14 protein-coding genes are annotated in these 16968 nt (G+C 66.8%); all 14 read right to left on the bottom strand.

What is annotated here, in order from left to right; all coding sequences use genetic code 11:
- Window positions 1-102 precede the first annotated feature (102 nt).
- The 14 genes from ftsZ to ABD050_RS08300 all read right to left on the bottom strand — a co-directional run bounded on the left by ftsZ (window position 103) and on the right by ABD050_RS08300 (window position 16958).
- Window positions 103-1557, bottom strand: a complete 1455-nt coding sequence (ftsZ, locus tag ABD050_RS08235; protein WP_343888787.1) for a cell division protein FtsZ — start codon at window positions 1555-1557, stop codon at window positions 103-105.
- Window positions 1558-1671: 114 nt separating this feature from the next.
- Entirely contained in the window at window positions 1672-2934 is a 1263-nt protein-coding gene (gene ftsA / locus ABD050_RS08240) for a cell division protein FtsA (protein WP_343888789.1), read from the bottom strand.
- Window positions 2935-2938: 4 nt separating this feature from the next.
- A complete protein-coding gene (locus ABD050_RS08245; protein WP_343888791.1) occupies window positions 2939-3889 on the bottom strand; it encodes a cell division protein FtsQ/DivIB in 951 nt (316 codons plus the stop codon).
- Entirely contained in the window at window positions 3886-4818 is a 933-nt protein-coding gene (locus tag ABD050_RS08250; protein ID WP_343888793.1) for a D-alanine--D-alanine ligase, read from the bottom strand. Before ABD050_RS08250 ends, ABD050_RS08245 begins: the two co-directional genes overlap by 4 nt.
- A complete protein-coding gene (murB, locus tag ABD050_RS08255; RefSeq protein WP_343888794.1) occupies window positions 4815-5750 on the bottom strand; it encodes a UDP-N-acetylmuramate dehydrogenase in 936 nt (311 codons plus the stop codon). Before murB ends, ABD050_RS08250 begins: the two co-directional genes overlap by 4 nt.
- Window positions 5747-7165 (bottom strand): UDP-N-acetylmuramate--L-alanine ligase, encoded by a 1419-nt coding sequence (gene murC / locus ABD050_RS08260; RefSeq protein ID WP_343888795.1) that lies wholly within the window; start codon window positions 7163-7165, stop codon window positions 5747-5749. Before murC ends, murB begins: the two co-directional genes overlap by 4 nt.
- Complete coding sequence (murG, locus tag ABD050_RS08265) at window positions 7162-8322, bottom strand: undecaprenyldiphospho-muramoylpentapeptide beta-N-acetylglucosaminyltransferase (RefSeq protein WP_343888796.1); 1161 nt, start codon at window positions 8320-8322, stop codon at window positions 7162-7164. The genes murC and murG overlap by 4 nt, the downstream gene beginning before the upstream one ends.
- On the bottom strand, window positions 8319-9545 hold the full coding sequence (locus ABD050_RS08270) for a peptidoglycan glycosyltransferase FtsW (protein ID WP_343888797.1): 1227 nt from the start codon (window positions 9543-9545) through the stop codon (window positions 8319-8321). The genes murG and ABD050_RS08270 overlap by 4 nt, the downstream gene beginning before the upstream one ends.
- A complete protein-coding gene (gene murD / locus ABD050_RS08275; RefSeq protein ID WP_343888798.1) occupies window positions 9542-10825 on the bottom strand; it encodes a UDP-N-acetylmuramoyl-L-alanine--D-glutamate ligase in 1284 nt (427 codons plus the stop codon). The genes ABD050_RS08270 and murD overlap by 4 nt, the downstream gene beginning before the upstream one ends.
- Window positions 10822-11892, bottom strand: coding sequence for a phospho-N-acetylmuramoyl-pentapeptide-transferase (mraY, locus tag ABD050_RS08280; protein ID WP_343888799.1), 1071 nt, complete (start codon window positions 11890-11892; stop codon window positions 10822-10824). The genes murD and mraY overlap by 4 nt, the downstream gene beginning before the upstream one ends.
- Window positions 11892-13265, bottom strand: a complete 1374-nt coding sequence (locus tag ABD050_RS08285) for a UDP-N-acetylmuramoyl-tripeptide--D-alanyl-D-alanine ligase (protein ID WP_343888800.1) — start codon at window positions 13263-13265, stop codon at window positions 11892-11894. Before ABD050_RS08285 ends, mraY begins: the two co-directional genes overlap by 1 nt.
- A complete protein-coding gene (locus ABD050_RS08290) occupies window positions 13262-14677 on the bottom strand; it encodes a UDP-N-acetylmuramoyl-L-alanyl-D-glutamate--2,6-diaminopimelate ligase (protein ID WP_343888801.1) in 1416 nt (471 codons plus the stop codon). Before ABD050_RS08290 ends, ABD050_RS08285 begins: the two co-directional genes overlap by 4 nt.
- Window positions 14674-16401, bottom strand: coding sequence for a peptidoglycan D,D-transpeptidase FtsI family protein (locus tag ABD050_RS08295; protein WP_343888802.1), 1728 nt, complete (start codon window positions 16399-16401; stop codon window positions 14674-14676). Before ABD050_RS08295 ends, ABD050_RS08290 begins: the two co-directional genes overlap by 4 nt.
- A complete protein-coding gene (locus ABD050_RS08300) occupies window positions 16398-16958 on the bottom strand; it encodes a hypothetical protein (protein ID WP_343888803.1) in 561 nt (186 codons plus the stop codon). Before ABD050_RS08300 ends, ABD050_RS08295 begins: the two co-directional genes overlap by 4 nt.
- Window positions 16959-16968 lie beyond the last annotated feature (10 nt).

Below are 16968 nucleotides of genomic sequence, written 5' to 3' on the forward strand. Positions count from 1 at the left end.
GTCTAGAGCCCAGTCCAGCTGAACCGGCAATGTCCGCCGCGTGCGGTGCGCGCCAGAGCGACGCGACCCGGCGATGAACCGGGCGCGCCGCGTGGCGTCACCTCACTGATTGTTCTGGCGATGCAGGAAGCGCGGGATATCGACCGGATCCTTTTCGGGCTCGTCCTCGCGGGCCGCACCGCGCGAAACGCTCGACATGCGCTCGAACAAGGTGCCGCCGAGCTTGACGCGCGGCGCGGGCGCTGCTGGCTCGCTCGGCTCCACCGGTGCCTCTTCGGCAGCGGCCGATGCAGCCGCACCTGGCGACAGCCAGCGACGGCGCAGGCTGGGCTCGGGCGCAGCCTCGGCAACTTCCTCGGTTTCGGGCTCGTCGCCGAAGGTGGGGATGTCCGACACCTGGGTTTCGCTGCCCAGCACCAGTTCATCGCTCTCGGCCTCAGCGGTTTCGGCAAGGGGCTCGGGCGATTCGGGCTCGGAAACCACCGGCGCCTCAACGGGCGCTGCGGCGACCGGCGCCGGCTCTTCGGCCTTTTTCGGCGCCGAGAAGGTGAAGGCGCGCGACACCGGCGGCGCCGCGCTGGCGGGACGGGCCTCGGCCTCGATGCCGGTCGCGACGACCGACACGCGGATCTTGCCCTCGAGATCGGGATTGAACGCCGAACCCCAGATGATGTTCGCATCTTCGTCGACCAGCTCGCGGATATGGTTCGCGGCTTCGTCGACCTCGAGCAGGCGCATGTCGTCGCCGCCGGTGATCGAGACGATCACGCCCTTGGCGCCCTTCATGCTGACGCCGTCGAGCAGCGGATTGGCGATCGCCTTGGACGCCGCCTCGATCGCGCGATTGTCGCCCGAGGCTTCGCCGGTGCCCATCATCGCCTTGCCCATCTCCTGCATCACCGAGCGGACATCGGCGAAATCGAGGTTGATGAGGCCGGGCATGACCATCAGATCGGTAATGCCGCGCACGCCCTGCTGCAGCACTTCGTCCGCCATCTGGAACGCTTCCTTGAAGGTCGTGTTCGCATTGGCGACGAGGAACAGATTCTGGTTGGGGATGACGATCAGCGTATCGACGTACTTCTGAAGCTCTTCGATGCCGGCTTCAGCTGCCTTGGCGCGGCGATTGCCTTCGAAGGCGAACGGCTTGGTGACGACGCCGACGGTGAGGATGCCCATGTCGCGCGCCGCCTTGGCGATGACCGGGGCGGCACCGGTGCCGGTCCCGCCGCCCATGCCGGCGGCGATGAAGCACATATGCGCGCCCTCGAGCATCTTGGTGACCTGCTCGATGGTCTCCTCGGCTGCGGCGCGTCCGATTTCGGGACGCGAGCCGGCGCCCAGCCCCTGCGTGATCTTTGCGCCGAGCTGGATCCGATGCGGTGCGCTCGATTGCTTGAGCGCCTGCGAATCCGTGTTGGCGACAAGGAAATCGACCCCCTGCACCTCGGCACGCATCATGTTCGCGATCGCGTTGCCGCCGGCGCCGCCTACGCCGATCACCGCAATCCGCGGCGTCAGCTCGTCAACGTCGGGAGGAAGAAATTCGATGCTCATCGCCCTGTCTCCGCACCACCCCAAACATCGGGGCGTTTTTTCAATGATATTGTTCGTTCTGCACCATCGCTTGCGGTGACTCCAGCACGAACAGCTAAATCTTGTCGTATTTCTTTAATAATTCGCCCGGGCGGCCGCCATCAGCCGCTTGAAGATCGCAAGTCCCTTTGGCCGATGCACGATCTGGTGCGCGCCCGACAATGAGCGCAGGTCGACAGGGTCGGCGGCGGCATAGAATGCAAGGCCCGCTAGCGTCGCAAACGCCGGTCCGCCATGGGCTTCGGGCAAAGCGGTCAACCCGCGCGGCCGGCCGATCCGCACCGAGCGGCCGAGCGCCTGCTGCGCATAATCAGCGATGCCCTTCAATTCGGCACCGCCGCCGGTCAGCACGACCTGGCGCCCGACCGGTCCTTCGAACTTCAGGTCGACCAGCGCCTTCTGCACCTCGCCCATCAGATGCTCGAGCCGCTGGCGGATCACCGCGATCAGCTGCGCGCGGGTGATTCGGCTGCTCTCGCTGGCATCGTCCTCGGCCGAGATGGGTGCCACGTCGATCATGTCGTGATTGTCGCGCGGGGAAGCATTGGCCGAGCCATAGAAGCACTTCATCCGCTCCGCCTGGGCCCGCCTCGTGCCAAAGGCCGAGGCGATATCGTCAGTGATGTCGGCCGCCCCGATCGGAATCGAGGTCAGCCCGACCAGCATTCCGCCGGCGAACAGCGAGACATTGGTGATCCCGGCGCCAAGCTCGACCAGCGCAACGCCGAGCTCGCGCTCCTCCTCCGACAGGCAGGCCATGCCGGTAGCGACCGGAGAGGCGATGATTGCCTTCACCTCGAGATGCGCGTTGGCGACGCACAGCCCGAGGTTGCGCACCGGCGACCCGTCGGCGGCGACCACATGGATATGAACACCGAGCCGGTCGGCGTGCAGACCGAGCGGCCGCTTGACCCCCGTCAACCCGTCGAGCGTGTACAGCGCTGGCTGGGCATGAAGCACCATCCGCCCGGCCGGATCGATTGAATCGCGCCCCGCCTGGAGCAGCGCATCGATATCGGACTGCTCGACCCGGTGACCGCCAAGCTCGAACTCGATCGACGCCACATCGGAAACGAGACCACCCGCGGAGAAACTGACCCACACATTCTCGATATTGGTGCCCGCGATCCGTTCCGCCTGCTCGACCGCCTCGCGCACAGCGAGCTCGGTCGCGGCGGCATCGGCGATATAGCCGCGCTTGACGCCCCGGCTCTCGCGCTGGCCGGTGCCGAGCACGATCAGCTCACCGCCATCGCCCTTTTGTGCGATCAACGCGGAGACCTTTGACGATCCGATATCGAGCGCCGTGATCAATCCCTCGGGTGCTGCCTTCGCCATGATATTATCCCTGACTGCTATTTGGAGCGGCGTGCTTTGCTTCAATCAGCGCCGGCCGCACCGGCGCATTGACATCATTGGGGTCAGTGAGCTCGCGATTGCTCACCTGTCCGGGCTTGCGCGCGATGAACTTGGTCGGATCGCGCATGTCGAACCTGACCCAGCCCCTGCCGAGCAACGGCTTGAGCCCGTCCATCTGAGCGAACTTGACGAGCGCGCGGGCCGCGTCGCCCTCGCCTTCGGGCAGTGCCAGCGTCTCGCCCGATTCGAACAACAGGTTCCAGCGCCGGTTGCCGACCCAGGTCGCCGCCTTGACCAGCGGGCGGATCGCCGGCGCCGCATCGAGCAGCTTCTGATAGGCAGCTTCCTGGGCATTGGCGCCAGGGCCGATGACCAAAGGCAGATCGGGCATCGCCTCGGCCTTGACCGGCTCCAGCCACACGCCGTCAGCCGCGATCAGCGACAGCTTGCCGTGATCCTGCCACACTGCGGTCGGCTGCCGCTCGACGATATGGACGAGCAAGGTATCGGGCAGCCGACGCGAGACATGGGCGTCGGCGATCCAGCCATAAGCGAGCAGCTTCTGCCGGACATCCTCGAGATTGACGAGCGGCATCGCCCGCGAGCGCTGATCGAGCGCGACGGCATAGACGGTCATCCGGTCCATCCGGCTGAGGCCGGTGACCTCGACCTGCTCGACCCGGAACCCCGCCCGACCGATCCCCTCGGCCAGCTGAACGCCGATCGCGCTCGGAATGCCGAACCAGGTCGCCGCGGCGAGGATCGCCGCGCACACCAGAGTGAAGATCGACCAGGTCGTGATCCGGTGCAGGGCCTGCTCGCTGATCGGCAGCGCAGCGACGATCCGGTCGATGATCGACGGCTTGGGCGGCTGGCGGCGCCCCTTCTGAACCGGGCGGCGCGGCGGCGATCCGCGTTTGAGGGTGCGGCTCACGTTGCCTTCTCCGGGCTCAGGGCCTCCTCGACGATCTTTTGGACGAGCTCGGCATAGCTCATCCCGATATGCCGTGCCTGTTCGGGTACAAGGCTGAGCGGTGTCATGCCCGGCTGCGTATTCACCTCGAGCAGGAACAGCCCGTCAGCGCCCTGGCTGTCGTCCCAGCGGAAATCGGAACGCGACGCACCCTTGCAGCCGAGCAATTTGTGCGCCTCGAGCGCGATGCTCTTGCAGGCGGCGGCAATCTCGTCGGGAATGTCCGCCGGACAGATATGCTCGGTCAGCCCGTCGGTATATTTCGCGTCATAATCATACCAGCCGCTCTTGGGCTTGAGCTCGGTCACGCCCAGCGCCTCGCCGCCGAGCACAGCGGTCGTCAGCTCGCGCCCGCGGATATAGGGCTCGGCGAGCAGCTCCTCGAATTCGCCCCAGGGGCCTTTGACGCCGCGCGCGATCGGGTTGCCGTAATTGCCCTCGTCAGTGACGATCGCGACGCCGACCGACGATCCCTCATTGACCGGCTTCAGCACATAGGGCCGCGGCAGCGGATCGCCTTCGTACAGGCTCTCGCTCTTCACGATCCGACCGCCGGGCATCGGAATGCCGTGCGGCACCAGCGCCTGCTTGGTCAGCAATTTGTCGATCGCGATCACCGAGGTGACCATGCCCGAATGAGTATATTTGAGGCCCATCAGGTCGAGCATGCCCTGCACCGTCCCGTCTTCGCCCGGGGTGCCGTGGAGCGCGTTGAACACGATATCCGGCGCCGTCTCGGCAAGCTTCACCGCCACATCGCGGTCCATGTCGATCCGGGTGACGCGGTGGCCAAGCGTCTCGAGCGCCTCGGCGACGCCCGCGCCCGACATCAACGACACCTCGCGCTCGGCGGACCACCCACCCATCAGGACGGCGACATGCAGCCTCATTTCACGCCCACCCGTTTCTTGCTGGCGTCGTCGGAGAACACTCCGACACGCTGTATCTCCCATTCCAGCTCGACCCCCGAATGCGCCTTTACCTTTGCGCGAACTTCCTCGCCCAAAGCCTCGATATCGGCGCTCGTCGCGCTCCCGAGATTGAGAAGGAAGTTGCAGTGCTTCTCGGAAACCTGCGCATCGCCGCGCGTCAACCCGCGACACCCGGCCGCATCGATCAGCGCCCAGGCCTTGTCGCCGTCGGGATTCTTGAAGGTCGATCCGCCGGTGCGCGAGCGCAATGGCTGCGATGCCTCACGCTCCGCCGCGATCCGGTCCATCTCGGCACCGATCACCTTGGGGTCACCAGGCACGCCCTCGAACACCGCCTCGACCACCACCGCGCCCGCCGGCAGATCCGAGTGGCGATAGGTGTAGCCGAACCGCGCCGCCGGCCATGTCTCGACATCACCGGATCGCGTGACCACAGTCGCCTCGATCAATATGTCCGAGGTGTCGCGCCCATAGGCGCCCGCGTTCATCTTGACGGCGCCGCCCACGGTGCCGGGGATCCCGCGCAGAAATTCCAGCCCGGCAATGCCGGCATCGCGCGCGGCGCTCGCGACGCTGATCCCCATCGCCGCACCCCCGGCACGAACCCTGTTCTCCGGCTCGATCGCGACCTTCGCCATCGCCTTGGGCAGCCGCACCACGACACCCGGCACGCCGCCATCGCGCACGATCAAATTCGACCCGACCCCGACGGGCAGCACCGGCGTTCGAGGATCGAGCCCGGCAAGAAACACCGACAAGTCATGCACGTCCTTCGGCCGCACCAGCCATTCGGCCGGGCCGCCGGTGCGGAACCAGATGAAGTCGGCGAGGCTCCCCTGATGTTCAGCGGTGCCCTGCAAAGGCGGGAGGGCGTAACAGACATTGCTCATCGCAGCGCCTCGATCGCACCGGCGAGGCCTGCCGCCCATTTCGTAATATCCCCGGCACCGAGACAGACGACCATGTCGCCCGGCTGCGCCATGCCGACCAGCGCCTTCGCCAGCGCATCGGCATCAGCCACGGTCGCCGCCGAGCGATGCCCGCGCCGCTTCAGCCCCTCGACCAGCGCGTCGGCATCGACACCCTCCACCGGCGCTTCGCCCGCGGGGTAAACCGGTGCGACCAGCACCATGTCCGCATCGTTGAAGGCCTGCTGGAATTCCTCCATCAGATTGCCGAGCCGCGAATAACGGTGCGGCTGGACGACGGCGATCACACGGTTCTCGACGCCCTCGCGCGCGGCCGACAGCACGGCACGAATCTCGACCGGGTGATGCCCATAATCGTCGATGATCGTCACGACGCCCCCACCCTCGACCGGGACTTCGCCGACCTTGGTGAAGCGCCGCTTCACCCCGCCGAACTTGGCAAAGCCCTGCTGGATCGTCGCATCGTCGATGCCGAGCTCGAGCGCCACGCCGATCGCGGCGAGCGCGTTCTGAACATTGTGGCGCCCCGGCATCGGCATCTCGATCCCCTCGATCGAGCGGGTCGAGCCGTCACGGCTGCGCACCACCGCCTCGAAGCGATTGCCGCCCGGGATCGGCGTCACGTTCACGCCACGCACATCGGCCTGGGCGGAGAAGCCATAGGTCACGACGCGCCGGTCGCGGACGCGCGGGATGATCCCCTGAACCTCCGGATGGTCGAGGCACAGCAGCGCCGCGCCATAGAAAGGCACATTCTCGACGAACTCGACAAAGGCGTCCTTCACGGCGTCGAACGAGCCATAATGGTCGAGATGCTCGGGATCGATATTGGTGACGACAGCGATCGTCCCGTCGAGCCTGAGGAAGCTGCCGTCGCTTTCGTCTGCCTCGACCACCATCCAGTCGCTCGCGCCGAGCCGGGCGTTCGAGCCGTAGCTGTTGATGATCCCACCGTTGATCACCGTCGGATCGACCCCGCCTGCGTCAAGCAAGGCTGCGATCATCGACGTCGTCGTCGTCTTGCCGTGAGTCCCCGCGACCGCGACGGTCGATTTGAGCCGCATCAATTCGGCCAGCATTTCCGCCCGCCGGACGACCGGGATGCGGCGCTCGAGCGCAGCATTCACCTCGACATTGTCGCGCTTGATCGCAGTCGAGGTGACCACCACCGCGGCATCACCGAGATTCTCGGCGGCATGGCCGATACTGATCGGGATGCCGAGCTTGCGAAGCCCCTCGACGACATAGCTTTCGCCGACATCCGAGCCCTGCACCTTGTAGCCGAGATTGTGCATCACCTCGGCAATACCGGACATGCCGATGCCGCCGATGCCGACGAAATGGATCGTGCCGATGTCGGTTGCGACGCCCCTCATGCGAAAACCGCCTGATCGCCGAACTTGATCGGGCGCGCCTCGCCGATCGGCATATCACCATGCGTATCCTCGAGGCTCTCGACGAGATCGGCAAGATCGCGCGCCGCGTCCGGCCGGCCGCAGCTCCGCGCCCGTGCCGCGGCATTCTGCAGCGCGGTGGGATCGAGCCCGAGCTTCTGCATCTGCTTGGCAAGCTCGACCGGCGTGAAATTGCGTTGCTCGATCGTCCGCGCGCCGCCCGCCGCAGTCATCTCGCGCGCATTGGCGGTCTGGTGATCGTCGGTCGCAGAGGGCAGCGGCACCAGGATCGCCGGCCGCCCGGCAACGGTCAGCTCGGCAAGTGTCGAGGCGCCTGCTCGGGCAATCACGATATGCGCCCATGCGAGCTGTTCGGGCAGATCGGGCAGGTAGGTCGCGAGATCGGCTGCGATCGACAGCTCGGCATATTTGGCCCGCGCCGCGTCGATATCCTCGATTCGCGCCTGGTGAGTCACCTGCAACCGGCGGCGGAAGCTGATCGGCAGCAGCGACAGCCCGTCGGGCACGACCTTGCTCAGCACGCTCGCGCCCTGGCTGCCGCCGGTAACGAGCACACGGAAAATGCCATCCTCCTCGAGCAGCGGATAGGGTTTGGCGCGCAGCGCGAGCACTGAATCACGTACCGGATTGCCGACCAGATGAGTCTTGCCGCGATAGGCATCCTTGAGCCGCGCCACATCGGCATAGGAGGTTGCGATCGCGCTCACCCGGCTCGCGACGAGCCGGTTGACCCGCCCGAGCACTGCATTCTGCTCATGGATCGCGGTCGGGATCTTGAGGTTGAAGGCGGCCAGCAGCGCGGGCAGCGCGGGATAGCCGCCAAAGCCGATCACCGCGGCCGGCTTGAAGGCCCGATACAGCTCGATCGCCATTGACCGCGCCTTGATCATGCTCGAGGCGGCGCGCATCCAGCCGATCGGTCCGCCGGCGAGCCGGCCGGCCGGCAACACATGAGTCTGCACGCCCTCGAACAACCCCGGAAAGCGCACCCCGCGTTCGTCGCTGATCAACGCGACATGATGGCCGCGCCGCATCAGCTCGGCGGCGAGCGCCGCTGCGGGCACCATATGGCCGCCGGTGCCGCCGGCCGCGAGAACGAAGTGCCGTGCAATGCTCATTCGCCGCTCCATCGCGCGATATAGGGGGAACGCGTCACGAACGGATTGCGCCGGGTGAAGGCAAGCAGCAAGCCCATGCCGATCGACAGCGCGACCATGGACGATCCACCATAGCTGATGAAGGGCAAAGTCATTCCTTTTGAGGGTGCGAGTCCCGTATTGACCGCCATACTGATCAGCGCCTGCGCGCCGAACTGCGTGGCGAGGCCCGCGGCTGCATAAAGCCGGAATTCGTCCGTCTCGTCGAGCAGCTTCACGAACACCCGGATAACGATCACGAGGAACAGCAGCGCGATGATCGCGCAGGCGACCAGCCCGAATTCCTCGCCGATCACCGAGAAGATATAGTCGGTATGTCCCTCGGGAAGACGAAACTTCATCGTCCCGCCGCCGGGCCCGGTGCCGCGCCAGCCGCCCGCTGTGATGGTGGCGCGCGCAGCATCGGTCTGGAAATGGTCGGAGCCGCCCTCGGCGCCGCCGCTGTTCGGAAAGAGATAGGCGTCGATCCGGGTGCGCGCGGTGCCGTAGAACAGATAGGCGGCAAGCACGCCCGCCGGCACGCAGCCGATCAGCCCGGCCATGACCTTGGGCGAGGTGCCGGCGATCATCAGCAGGGCGAGCCAGACCGCGGCGAACACCATGGTCTGCCCGAAATCGGGCTGCAGCATCAGCAGCACGCCGACCAGCACGGTCATCGCGCCGGTGATGACGACCACGGGCAGCGTATCGTCCTTCGCTTTCATCGACAGGAGCCAGGCGCAGGTGACGATGAAGAAGGGCTTCAGGAATTCGGACGGCTGGATCAGCGAGACGCTGAAATTGAGCCAGCGCGTCGCGCCGTTCCGCTCGACGCCGATAAAGGGAACCGCGATCAGCATCACCACGCACACCGCCGTCCCGATCAACGCGATCCGCCGCGCGATCGTGATCGGCAGCATCGAGACGATGAACAGCACCGGCAGCGACACCCCAACCCAGGCGAGCTGCCACCAGAGGTAGAAGAGCGGCGGCACATGGTGCTTGTCGTCCGAATAGCGCGCCGCCGCCGCCGGGGACGCAGCGCCGACGGCGACCAGCCCGACCGCCATCAGCAGCAGGGCGAGGAGCAGCAACACCCGGTCGATATCCCAGAACCACATGCCGAGCGGAGACCTGTCGCCGCGCCCGCCCTGGCCCTTCATCCGGTTCCAGAGCGTCAGCGTGCCGGGGCGGGCGGCGTTCATCGCAACGCCTCGACTGCGGCGCGGAAACGATCGCCACGATCCTCGAAATCGCGAAACTGGTCGAACGAGGCGCAGGCCGGGGAGAGCAGAACGGTCTCGCCGGCATGCGCGCCGGCCGCGGCGTCGGTCACCGCTGCGTCGAGCGTTCCGCTTTCCACGACCGGCATGAGCGGCTTGAGGATCGCCGCGAAGCGCGGCCCGGCCTCGCCGATCGTATAGGCGCGCACGATATGCCCGAAATGCGGAGCGCAGGCATCGAGGTCGTCGGATTTGGCCTGGCCGCCGAGAATCCAGTGAATGCGCGGGAAGGCAGCCAGCGCCGGCGCGGTCGATTCCGGATTGGTCGCCTTGCTGTCGTTGACGAAGCCGACGCCGTTCAGCGTGCGGACCAGCTCCATCCGGTGCGGCAGGCCCTTGAAGCTCTCGAGCCCGCGATCGATCGCCGCTTCGGAAACGCCGAGCGCCTGGCAGGCGCCGATTGCCGCAAGCGCGTTCTGCGCATTGTGCGGGCCCTGAAGCGAGGGCCAGCGCGACTGGTCCATGCACACGCCAGGCGCGATCTTGGTGAGGTGCTCAGCCCGTGCCGAGAGGCTCCGCGCGATCTGCGCCGAGGCGGTATCCCCGATGCCGATGATCGCGGCATGGCGTGCCGACTGCATCGCGAACAACCGCGCCTTGGAAGCGGCATAGCCCTCGAACCCGTCATAGCGATCGAGATGATCGGGCGTGATGTTGAGCAGGATCGCGACCTCGCAGTCGAGCGTGAAGGTCAGGTCGATCTGGTAGCTCGACAGCTCGAGCACATAGACGCCGCCGCCGGGAAGCGGCTCCTCGCCGAGGATCGGCTTGCCGATATTGCCGCCGAGCCGCGCCGGGACGCCGGCGGTTTCGAGGATGTGGTGGATCAGCGCGGTGGTGGTGGATTTGCCGTTGGTGCCGGTGATGCCGACGACCTTGTGCGGCGGCAGCGACGCTCGGGCCTGGGCGAACAACTCGATATCGCCGATGACAGGCACGTTCGCCGCGCGCGCCTTTGCGGCGACCGGATGGCGATTGATCGGGACGCCCGGCGAAACGACAAGGCCGTCAAAACCGGTGAGGTCGATCGTCTCGGGATCGGCGATGGTCGCGCCGGAAAACCCCGCCCGCGCAGCCTCGCTCGAATCCCACGCCGCAACCTCGGCCCCACTTGCTACCAGCGCACGCACCGTTGCCGCGCCCGAGCGCGCGAGCCCCAGCACAGCGAAGCGTTTGCCGCGCCAGAGGGGGCTGGTGATCACCTGAGCTTCAGGGTCGACAGGCCGGCAAGCGCGAGCACAAGCGCGATGATCCAGAAACGGATCACGACGGTCGGCTCGCTCCAGCCGAGCTGCTCGAAATGATGGTGGATCGGCGCCATCTTGAACACGCGCTTGCCGGTACGCTTGTAGAAGAACACCTGGATGATCACCGAGAGGGCCTCGATCACGAACAGGCCGCCGATGATGCCGAGCACGATCTCGTGATGCGCCACGACCGCGATCGCGCCGAGCGCCCCGCCAAGCGCAAGGCTGCCGGTATCGCCCATAAACACAGCCGCCGGCGGCGCGTTGAACCACAGGAACGCAAGCCCCGCCCCGACCATCCCGCCGCAGAAGATCGCGAGTTCGCCGGCATGCGGCACGTGCGGAATGCCGAGATAGGTGGCGAACTTCGCGTTGCCGGCCAGGTAGACGATGATCATGAACGCGACCGAAGCGATGATCACCGGCATCGTCGCAAGGCCGTCGAGCCCGTCGGTCAGGTTCACCGCATTGCCGAATGCAACGATCGTGAAGGCGGCAAAGGCGATGTAGAAATAGCCGAGATCGATCGATATCCCGGTGGTGAACGGCAAATAGAGATGCGTGCCATTCTCATGAACGATGATCGCGCTCGCAATTCCAGCGATCACGAATTCGCCGATCAGGCGGATACGGCCCGAGACACCCTTGTGGCTTGCCTTGGTCACCTTGTCGTAATCGTCGAGGAAACCGATCATGCCAAAGCCAAGCGTCACAAAGGCGCAGGCCCAGACGAACGGGTTGGTCAGGTCCATCCACAACAGCATCGAGACGATCAGCGAGGTGAGGATCATCAGCCCGCCCATGGTCGGCGTGCCGCGCTTGGCAAGATGGCTTTGCGGCCCGTCGCTGCGGATCGGCTGACCCTTTCCCTGGCGGACTCGCAGCCATCCGATGAAGCGCGGCCCGATCAGCAGGCCGATGAACAACGCCGTCGCCACTGCCGCGCCGGTGCGGAAGCTCTGGTATCGAACGAGGTTCAATAACCCCGGGAAGCCAAGATATTTGGCAATCAAATAGAGCATTAAGTCATCCCGCCCGCCAGGCCAGCGACAACCGCCGCAAGCCCGACTCCGTTCGAACCCTTGATGAGAACCGCGTCGCCGGGTGCCAGGATCGCCTGAAGGCGATCGCGCGCCGCGGCCGCATCGGCCACATGGACGAAATCGATCTTGCCCTCAAGCGCGTTTGCGAGCGCCGCCATCGCTTCACCGACCAGGATGACCCGTTCGACCCCCGCAGCGAGGATCGGGCCGGCCAGATCGGCGTGATAGGCGTCGCTTCTCTCGCCGAGTTCGCGCATCTCGCCAAGCACCGCGAGCTTGCGGACTGCCGGCTCAGCCGCCAGCACCGCGAGGGTCGCGCGCATCGACGAAGGATTGGCGTTGTAGCTTTCGTCGATCACCAGCGCGTCGCCGCCGGCAACCGGCACGGTCAGCCGCGCGCCGCGCCCGGCAAGCCCGCCAAGCTCGGCGAGGGCGAGACCGGCCAGGGCAAGGTCGCCGCCGACCGCGTCGACCGCTGCCAGCACCGCGAGCGCATTCGATACCCAGTGCATTCCGGGCTGCGACACGGTGAAACTCAATTCCTGATCGCCGAGCCGAGCGGTGACGAAGGTGCCGCCGCTGGCGCTGCGCATCGTCTCGATCGCCTGGACATCGGCGCCGTCGTCGACCCCGAAGGTGACGATCCGTGCCGCATAAGGTCGGGCGGCGGCGATGAGCCGGTCGCGATAGGGGCTGTCGAAGGGCACGATCGCGATGCCGCCCGGCTCGAGCCCGGCGAAGATCTCGCCCTTGGCATCGGCGATTGCGCTCTCGTCGGGGAAAAAGGCGGTGTGCGCCGGCGCGATCGCCGTCACCATCGCGACATGCGGGCGGACCAGGCTGGTCAGATGCGCGAGCTCGCCGGCGTGATTCATCCCCATCTCGAAGATGCCGAAGCGGCTGGCAGCGGGCATCCGCGCGAGGCTCAGCGGCACGCCGGTATGGTTATTGTAGCTTTTCACCGAGCGATGTACCGCGCCCGGCGCGCACCGGTCGAGCGCTGCGAACAAGGCCTCCTTGGTGCCGGTCTTGCCGACCGATCCGGTGACGCCGATGATCCTGGCGGCGGTGCGCGCGCGCGCCGCGCGCGCCAGATCCTCCAGTGCCGCCATCGTATCGGCGACCAAAACATGCGGGTGCGGTGTCGTTACACTGACAACCGCACCCGACGCTCCCCGCTCGGAGCTTTGATCCAGAAATTGATGCCCGTCACTCGCCTCGCCCTTCAGCGCGACGAACAGGTCGCCAGGGACCACTTCGCGGGAGTCGAAGGTGACGCCGGTGACGGTGAAATCGGTGGACGCAATACCGCCGGTGGCGGCCGCAATCTCGGCTGAGGTCCAGAGCGTCACGCCGCCATCTCCCGGGCTACGTTCACATCATCGAACGGCAGCACCATATCTCCGACAATCTGTCCCTGCTCATGCCCCTTGCCCGCAATCAGCACGATATCCCGCGGACCCGCCTCGCCGACCGCGGCCCCAATCGCATCGCGCCGCGATCCGATCTCCGTCGCCTCCGGCGCGCCAGCCATCACCATCGCGCGGATGGCCGCGGGATCCTCCGAACGCGGATTGTCGTCAGTCACGATCACGCGGTCGGCCATCGTCGCCGCAATTGCCCCCATCGCTTCGCGCTTGCCCTGGTCGCGGTCGCCGCCAGCCCCGATCACCACGATCAGCCGCCCGGCGGCATGCGGCTTGAGCGCAGCGATCGCCGCCTCGAGCGCGTCGGGCGTGTGCGCGTAATCAACATAGACCGGCGCTCCGGTCCGCGCGATCACCGCGCGTTCGAGCCGCCCGCGCACCGGCTGTAGCCGCGCCAGCGCCGCCAGCGTCGCCGCGACATCTCCCCCCGTGGCGATCACCAGCCCCGCCGCGGTCAGCGCGTTCGCCGCCTGATAGGCGCCGATCAGCGGCAGCATCACCTTGTGCGCCTTGCCCTCGGCCGCGATCACCAGGCCCTGGCCGAGCAGGGTCGGGTCGCGCGACATCAGTCGCAACGTCTCGCCACGCGTGCCGACCGTGATCACCCGGATGCCACGCGCCCGCGCCACTTCGATCACCCGCGCCGACGCTGGATCGTCAACCCAGACCACCGCCGCACCGTCGCGATCGACCACCTCGGAGAACAGCCGCAGCTTGGCCTCGAAATAGGCCTCCATCGTGCCGTGATAATCGAGATGATCGCGGCTGAGGTTGGTGAAGGCGGCCGCCCGCACCGGCAGCCCCTCGGTGCGATATTGCGACAGGCCGTGGCTCGACGCCTCGAACGCGACATGGCTCACCCCCTCGCGCGCCAGTCCGGCGACGTTGGAGAGGAAGGTGACGATGTCCGGGGTGGTCAACCCGGTCGAAACCTGGTCGTCTGCGGTCGTCACGCCGAGCGTGCCGATCGACGCGGCATGATGCCCCGCCATCCGCCACAATTGGCGGGTCATCTCGACAGTCGAGGTCTTGCCGTTGGTCCCTGTCACCGCCACCGCCGTCTCCGGGAACGGCGCGAAATAGCGCGCGGCAAGCCGGGCGAAACGCTTGCGCGGATTGGCGTCGGCAATGTGCACCACGCCCTCGACCCGCGCCTCGGGCCGCGCCACCACGGCAATCGCGCCGCCGGCTATCGCCGCTGGAATGAAATCCTCGCCATTCACCTGAGCGCCCTCGAAGGCACCGAAGATCGTGCCCGGTGCCACCTTGCGATGGTCGATCGCGAAGCTGGTGACGGTCGCGTCCTCGAGGCCGCCGGTCAGCGCACCGAGCTTCATTCCGGATCGGCCGAGTCTTCGCCCGGCGCGTGCCACAACAGGGGCAGCAATTCGGAAACGTCGACGTCGCGGGTGGTGCTCGGCAGCACGCCGAGCATCGCGCCGGTGCGCGAAATCACCCGGCTGACGACCGGCGCCACGGTCCAGGCGGCGGTCGTCTGGCCGGCCGATTCAGCGTTGGCGATCGGCGCATCGAGCATCGCGACGACGACATAGCGCGGGGCATCCATCGGGAAGGCAGCGGCAAAGGTCGAGACGTTGGACTTCTTCGAATAGCCTCCGGCGCCGGCAATCTCGGCGGTGCCGGTCTTACCGCCCACGCGGTAGCCCGGTGCCTCGCCCTTGCGGCCGGTGCCCTGCGTGACGACCAGGCGCAGCAATTGCCGCATCCGCGCGCTGGTCGCTTCCGACAGCACCCGGCGCCCCGCCGGCGCCGCGCCCGGGGCCAGTTTCATCAAGGTCGTCGGCCGCCAGATGCCGCCATTGACCAGAGTCGCATAGGCATTGGCGAGGTGAAGCGGCGTCACCGCGATGCCGTGGCCATAGCCGGCGGTCATCACCGTTGTCCGCGCCCAGAAGACCGGCCAGATCGGCCCCGCCCGCTCGCGCAGCTCGATCGTCGGCCGTTCGCCGAATCCCATGGCCGTGAACATCGCCGCGAGCCGGTCCTTGCCGATCTCGTCGGCGATCCGCGCGGTCGCGATGTTCGAGGAATGGACCAGCGTCTCGGGAATATCGAGGAAGCGTTTCTGCGCATGGTCGTCATGGATGGTGAAGCCGCCGATATGGAGCGGCTCGGTCGCATCGAAGCGTTTCGACATCGAGGTGACGACGCCTGACTCGATCGCTGTCGCCATGGTGATCGGCTTGAAGGTCGATCCGAGCTCGTACACGCTCTGAGTCACATTGTTGCGCAGCGCGTCGATGCCGGTGCCCGCGAGCTTGTTGGGGTTGTAGACCGGCAGCGAGACCATCGCGATCACTTCGCCGGTGTTCACGTCGAGCACGACCCCGGTTGCCGCCTTTGCCTGGAACGAGGTCATCGCGTGGCCGAGTTCGCTCTCCATCGCTGCCTGGACGCGTGAATCGATCGACAGCGTGATCGGCGTGCCGCGCTGCGCCGGGTTGGTCAGCCGCTCCTCGAACGCGCGCTCGATCCCGGCCCGGCCCATGATCCGCGGGTCCTTCGCCGTCGGCCCGATATAACCGAGCACATGCGCCGCCATCGTCGTCTGCGGATAAAGCCGCTCGGGCTCCTGCGCGAACACGAGGGCAGGCTCGCCGATCGCGTGGATCTGGTTGACCAGGGCCGGCGACGCATGGCGCTCGAGATAGGTGAAATTCACCGGCAATGTCAGTCGGCTGTAATAATAAGCCGCGTCATGTTCGGGCATCGCCTGAGCGAGCTTGTCGGCAATGTCGTGACGGTCGCCGATCAGTTGCGACGGATGGACGCCGATCGTCCAGGCCTCGATCGTCCGCGCAAGCGGCTCGCCGTTGCGATCGAGGATATCGCCGCGCATCAGCGATCCGAAATTCGGCCCCTGCGCGCTGGCCGGGGTGGTGAGCAGGCCGAGCATTGCGATCTTCGCGATCACCAGGGCGAAGCCGGCGGCGATCATCAGCATCAGGATCATCAGCCGCACATGCGCGGTCGCGACCAGCGCGTGGCGCTGGCCGGTCATCCGCCGCGGCGGCAGGGGCCGGGCGACGAGTGCGGTCAATGCGCGCCGCCTGCTTCCGCCCGCGTGCCGCCCAGCAGGTCGCCGATCGTGGAATCGCTCATCAGCTTGCGATCGAGCAGCGCGATCGCCTGCGCCTTGCCGCGCGCGATCGCATGGTCGCGCACCGGCGCCACCGCTGCCGTCATGGTCGGCGCCGCTGCCGCGACCGGCGCGGTCGCCGCCGGTACCACGGGCGCTGCGGGCTTCATCCCCGCGTCAGGCAGCGACGGCACGACCAGCGACGCCATCTGAATCGACGCGCCCTGATGCACGTCGAGCGAGGCGAGCGCGCCCGTATCCGGCACGAACTGCGCCGCGACCGGCGCGGTCAGGCGCAGCGTGTCGCCATTCCATTTCTCGAGCTGGGCGAGATTGGCGCGGGTGTCGAACTCGGTCTCCAACGCGCGGATGTCGCGGTGCGCCTCAGCAATCTGGCTCACCGTCCGGTCGAGCTTCTTGCGTTCGGCCGCCACCTGAAGCGGCACCAGCAAAAAGCCGAGCGCCACGGCCACGCTGGCCAGGAACCAACCGAGAGTTTTCCACGCATACCCAAGCATCACATCGCTC

This window comes from Sphingomonas oligophenolica, assembly GCF_039522915.1.
Classification (GTDB): Bacteria; Pseudomonadota; Alphaproteobacteria; order Sphingomonadales; family Sphingomonadaceae; genus Sphingomonas; species Sphingomonas oligophenolica.

Coding starts and splice junctions, on each gene's coding strand:
- mraY (WP_343888799.1), bottom strand. CDS start 11,892: ATGCTCTATTTGATTGCCAAATATCTTGGCTTCCCGGGGTTATTGAAC.
- ftsZ (WP_343888787.1), bottom strand. CDS start 1,557: ATGAGCATCGAATTTCTTCCTCCCGACGTTGACGAGCTGACGCCGCGG.
- ABD050_RS08250 (WP_343888793.1), bottom strand. CDS start 4,818: ATGAGGCTGCATGTCGCCGTCCTGATGGGTGGGTGGTCCGCCGAGCGC.
- ABD050_RS08270 (WP_343888797.1), bottom strand. CDS start 9,545: ATGAACGCCGCCCGCCCCGGCACGCTGACGCTCTGGAACCGGATGAAG.
- ABD050_RS08290 (WP_343888801.1), bottom strand. CDS start 14,677: ATGAAGCTCGGTGCGCTGACCGGCGGCCTCGAGGACGCGACCGTCACC.
- ftsA (WP_343888789.1), bottom strand. CDS start 2,934: ATGGCGAAGGCAGCACCCGAGGGATTGATCACGGCGCTCGATATCGGA.
- murB (WP_343888794.1), bottom strand. CDS start 5,750: ATGAGCAATGTCTGTTACGCCCTCCCGCCTTTGCAGGGCACCGCTGAA.
- murC (WP_343888795.1), bottom strand. CDS start 7,165: ATGAGGGGCGTCGCAACCGACATCGGCACGATCCATTTCGTCGGCATC.
- ABD050_RS08300 (WP_343888803.1), bottom strand. CDS start 16,958: ATGCTTGGGTATGCGTGGAAAACTCTCGGTTGGTTCCTGGCCAGCGTG.
- murG (WP_343888796.1), bottom strand. CDS start 8,322: ATGAGCATTGCACGGCACTTCGTTCTCGCGGCCGGCGGCACCGGCGGC.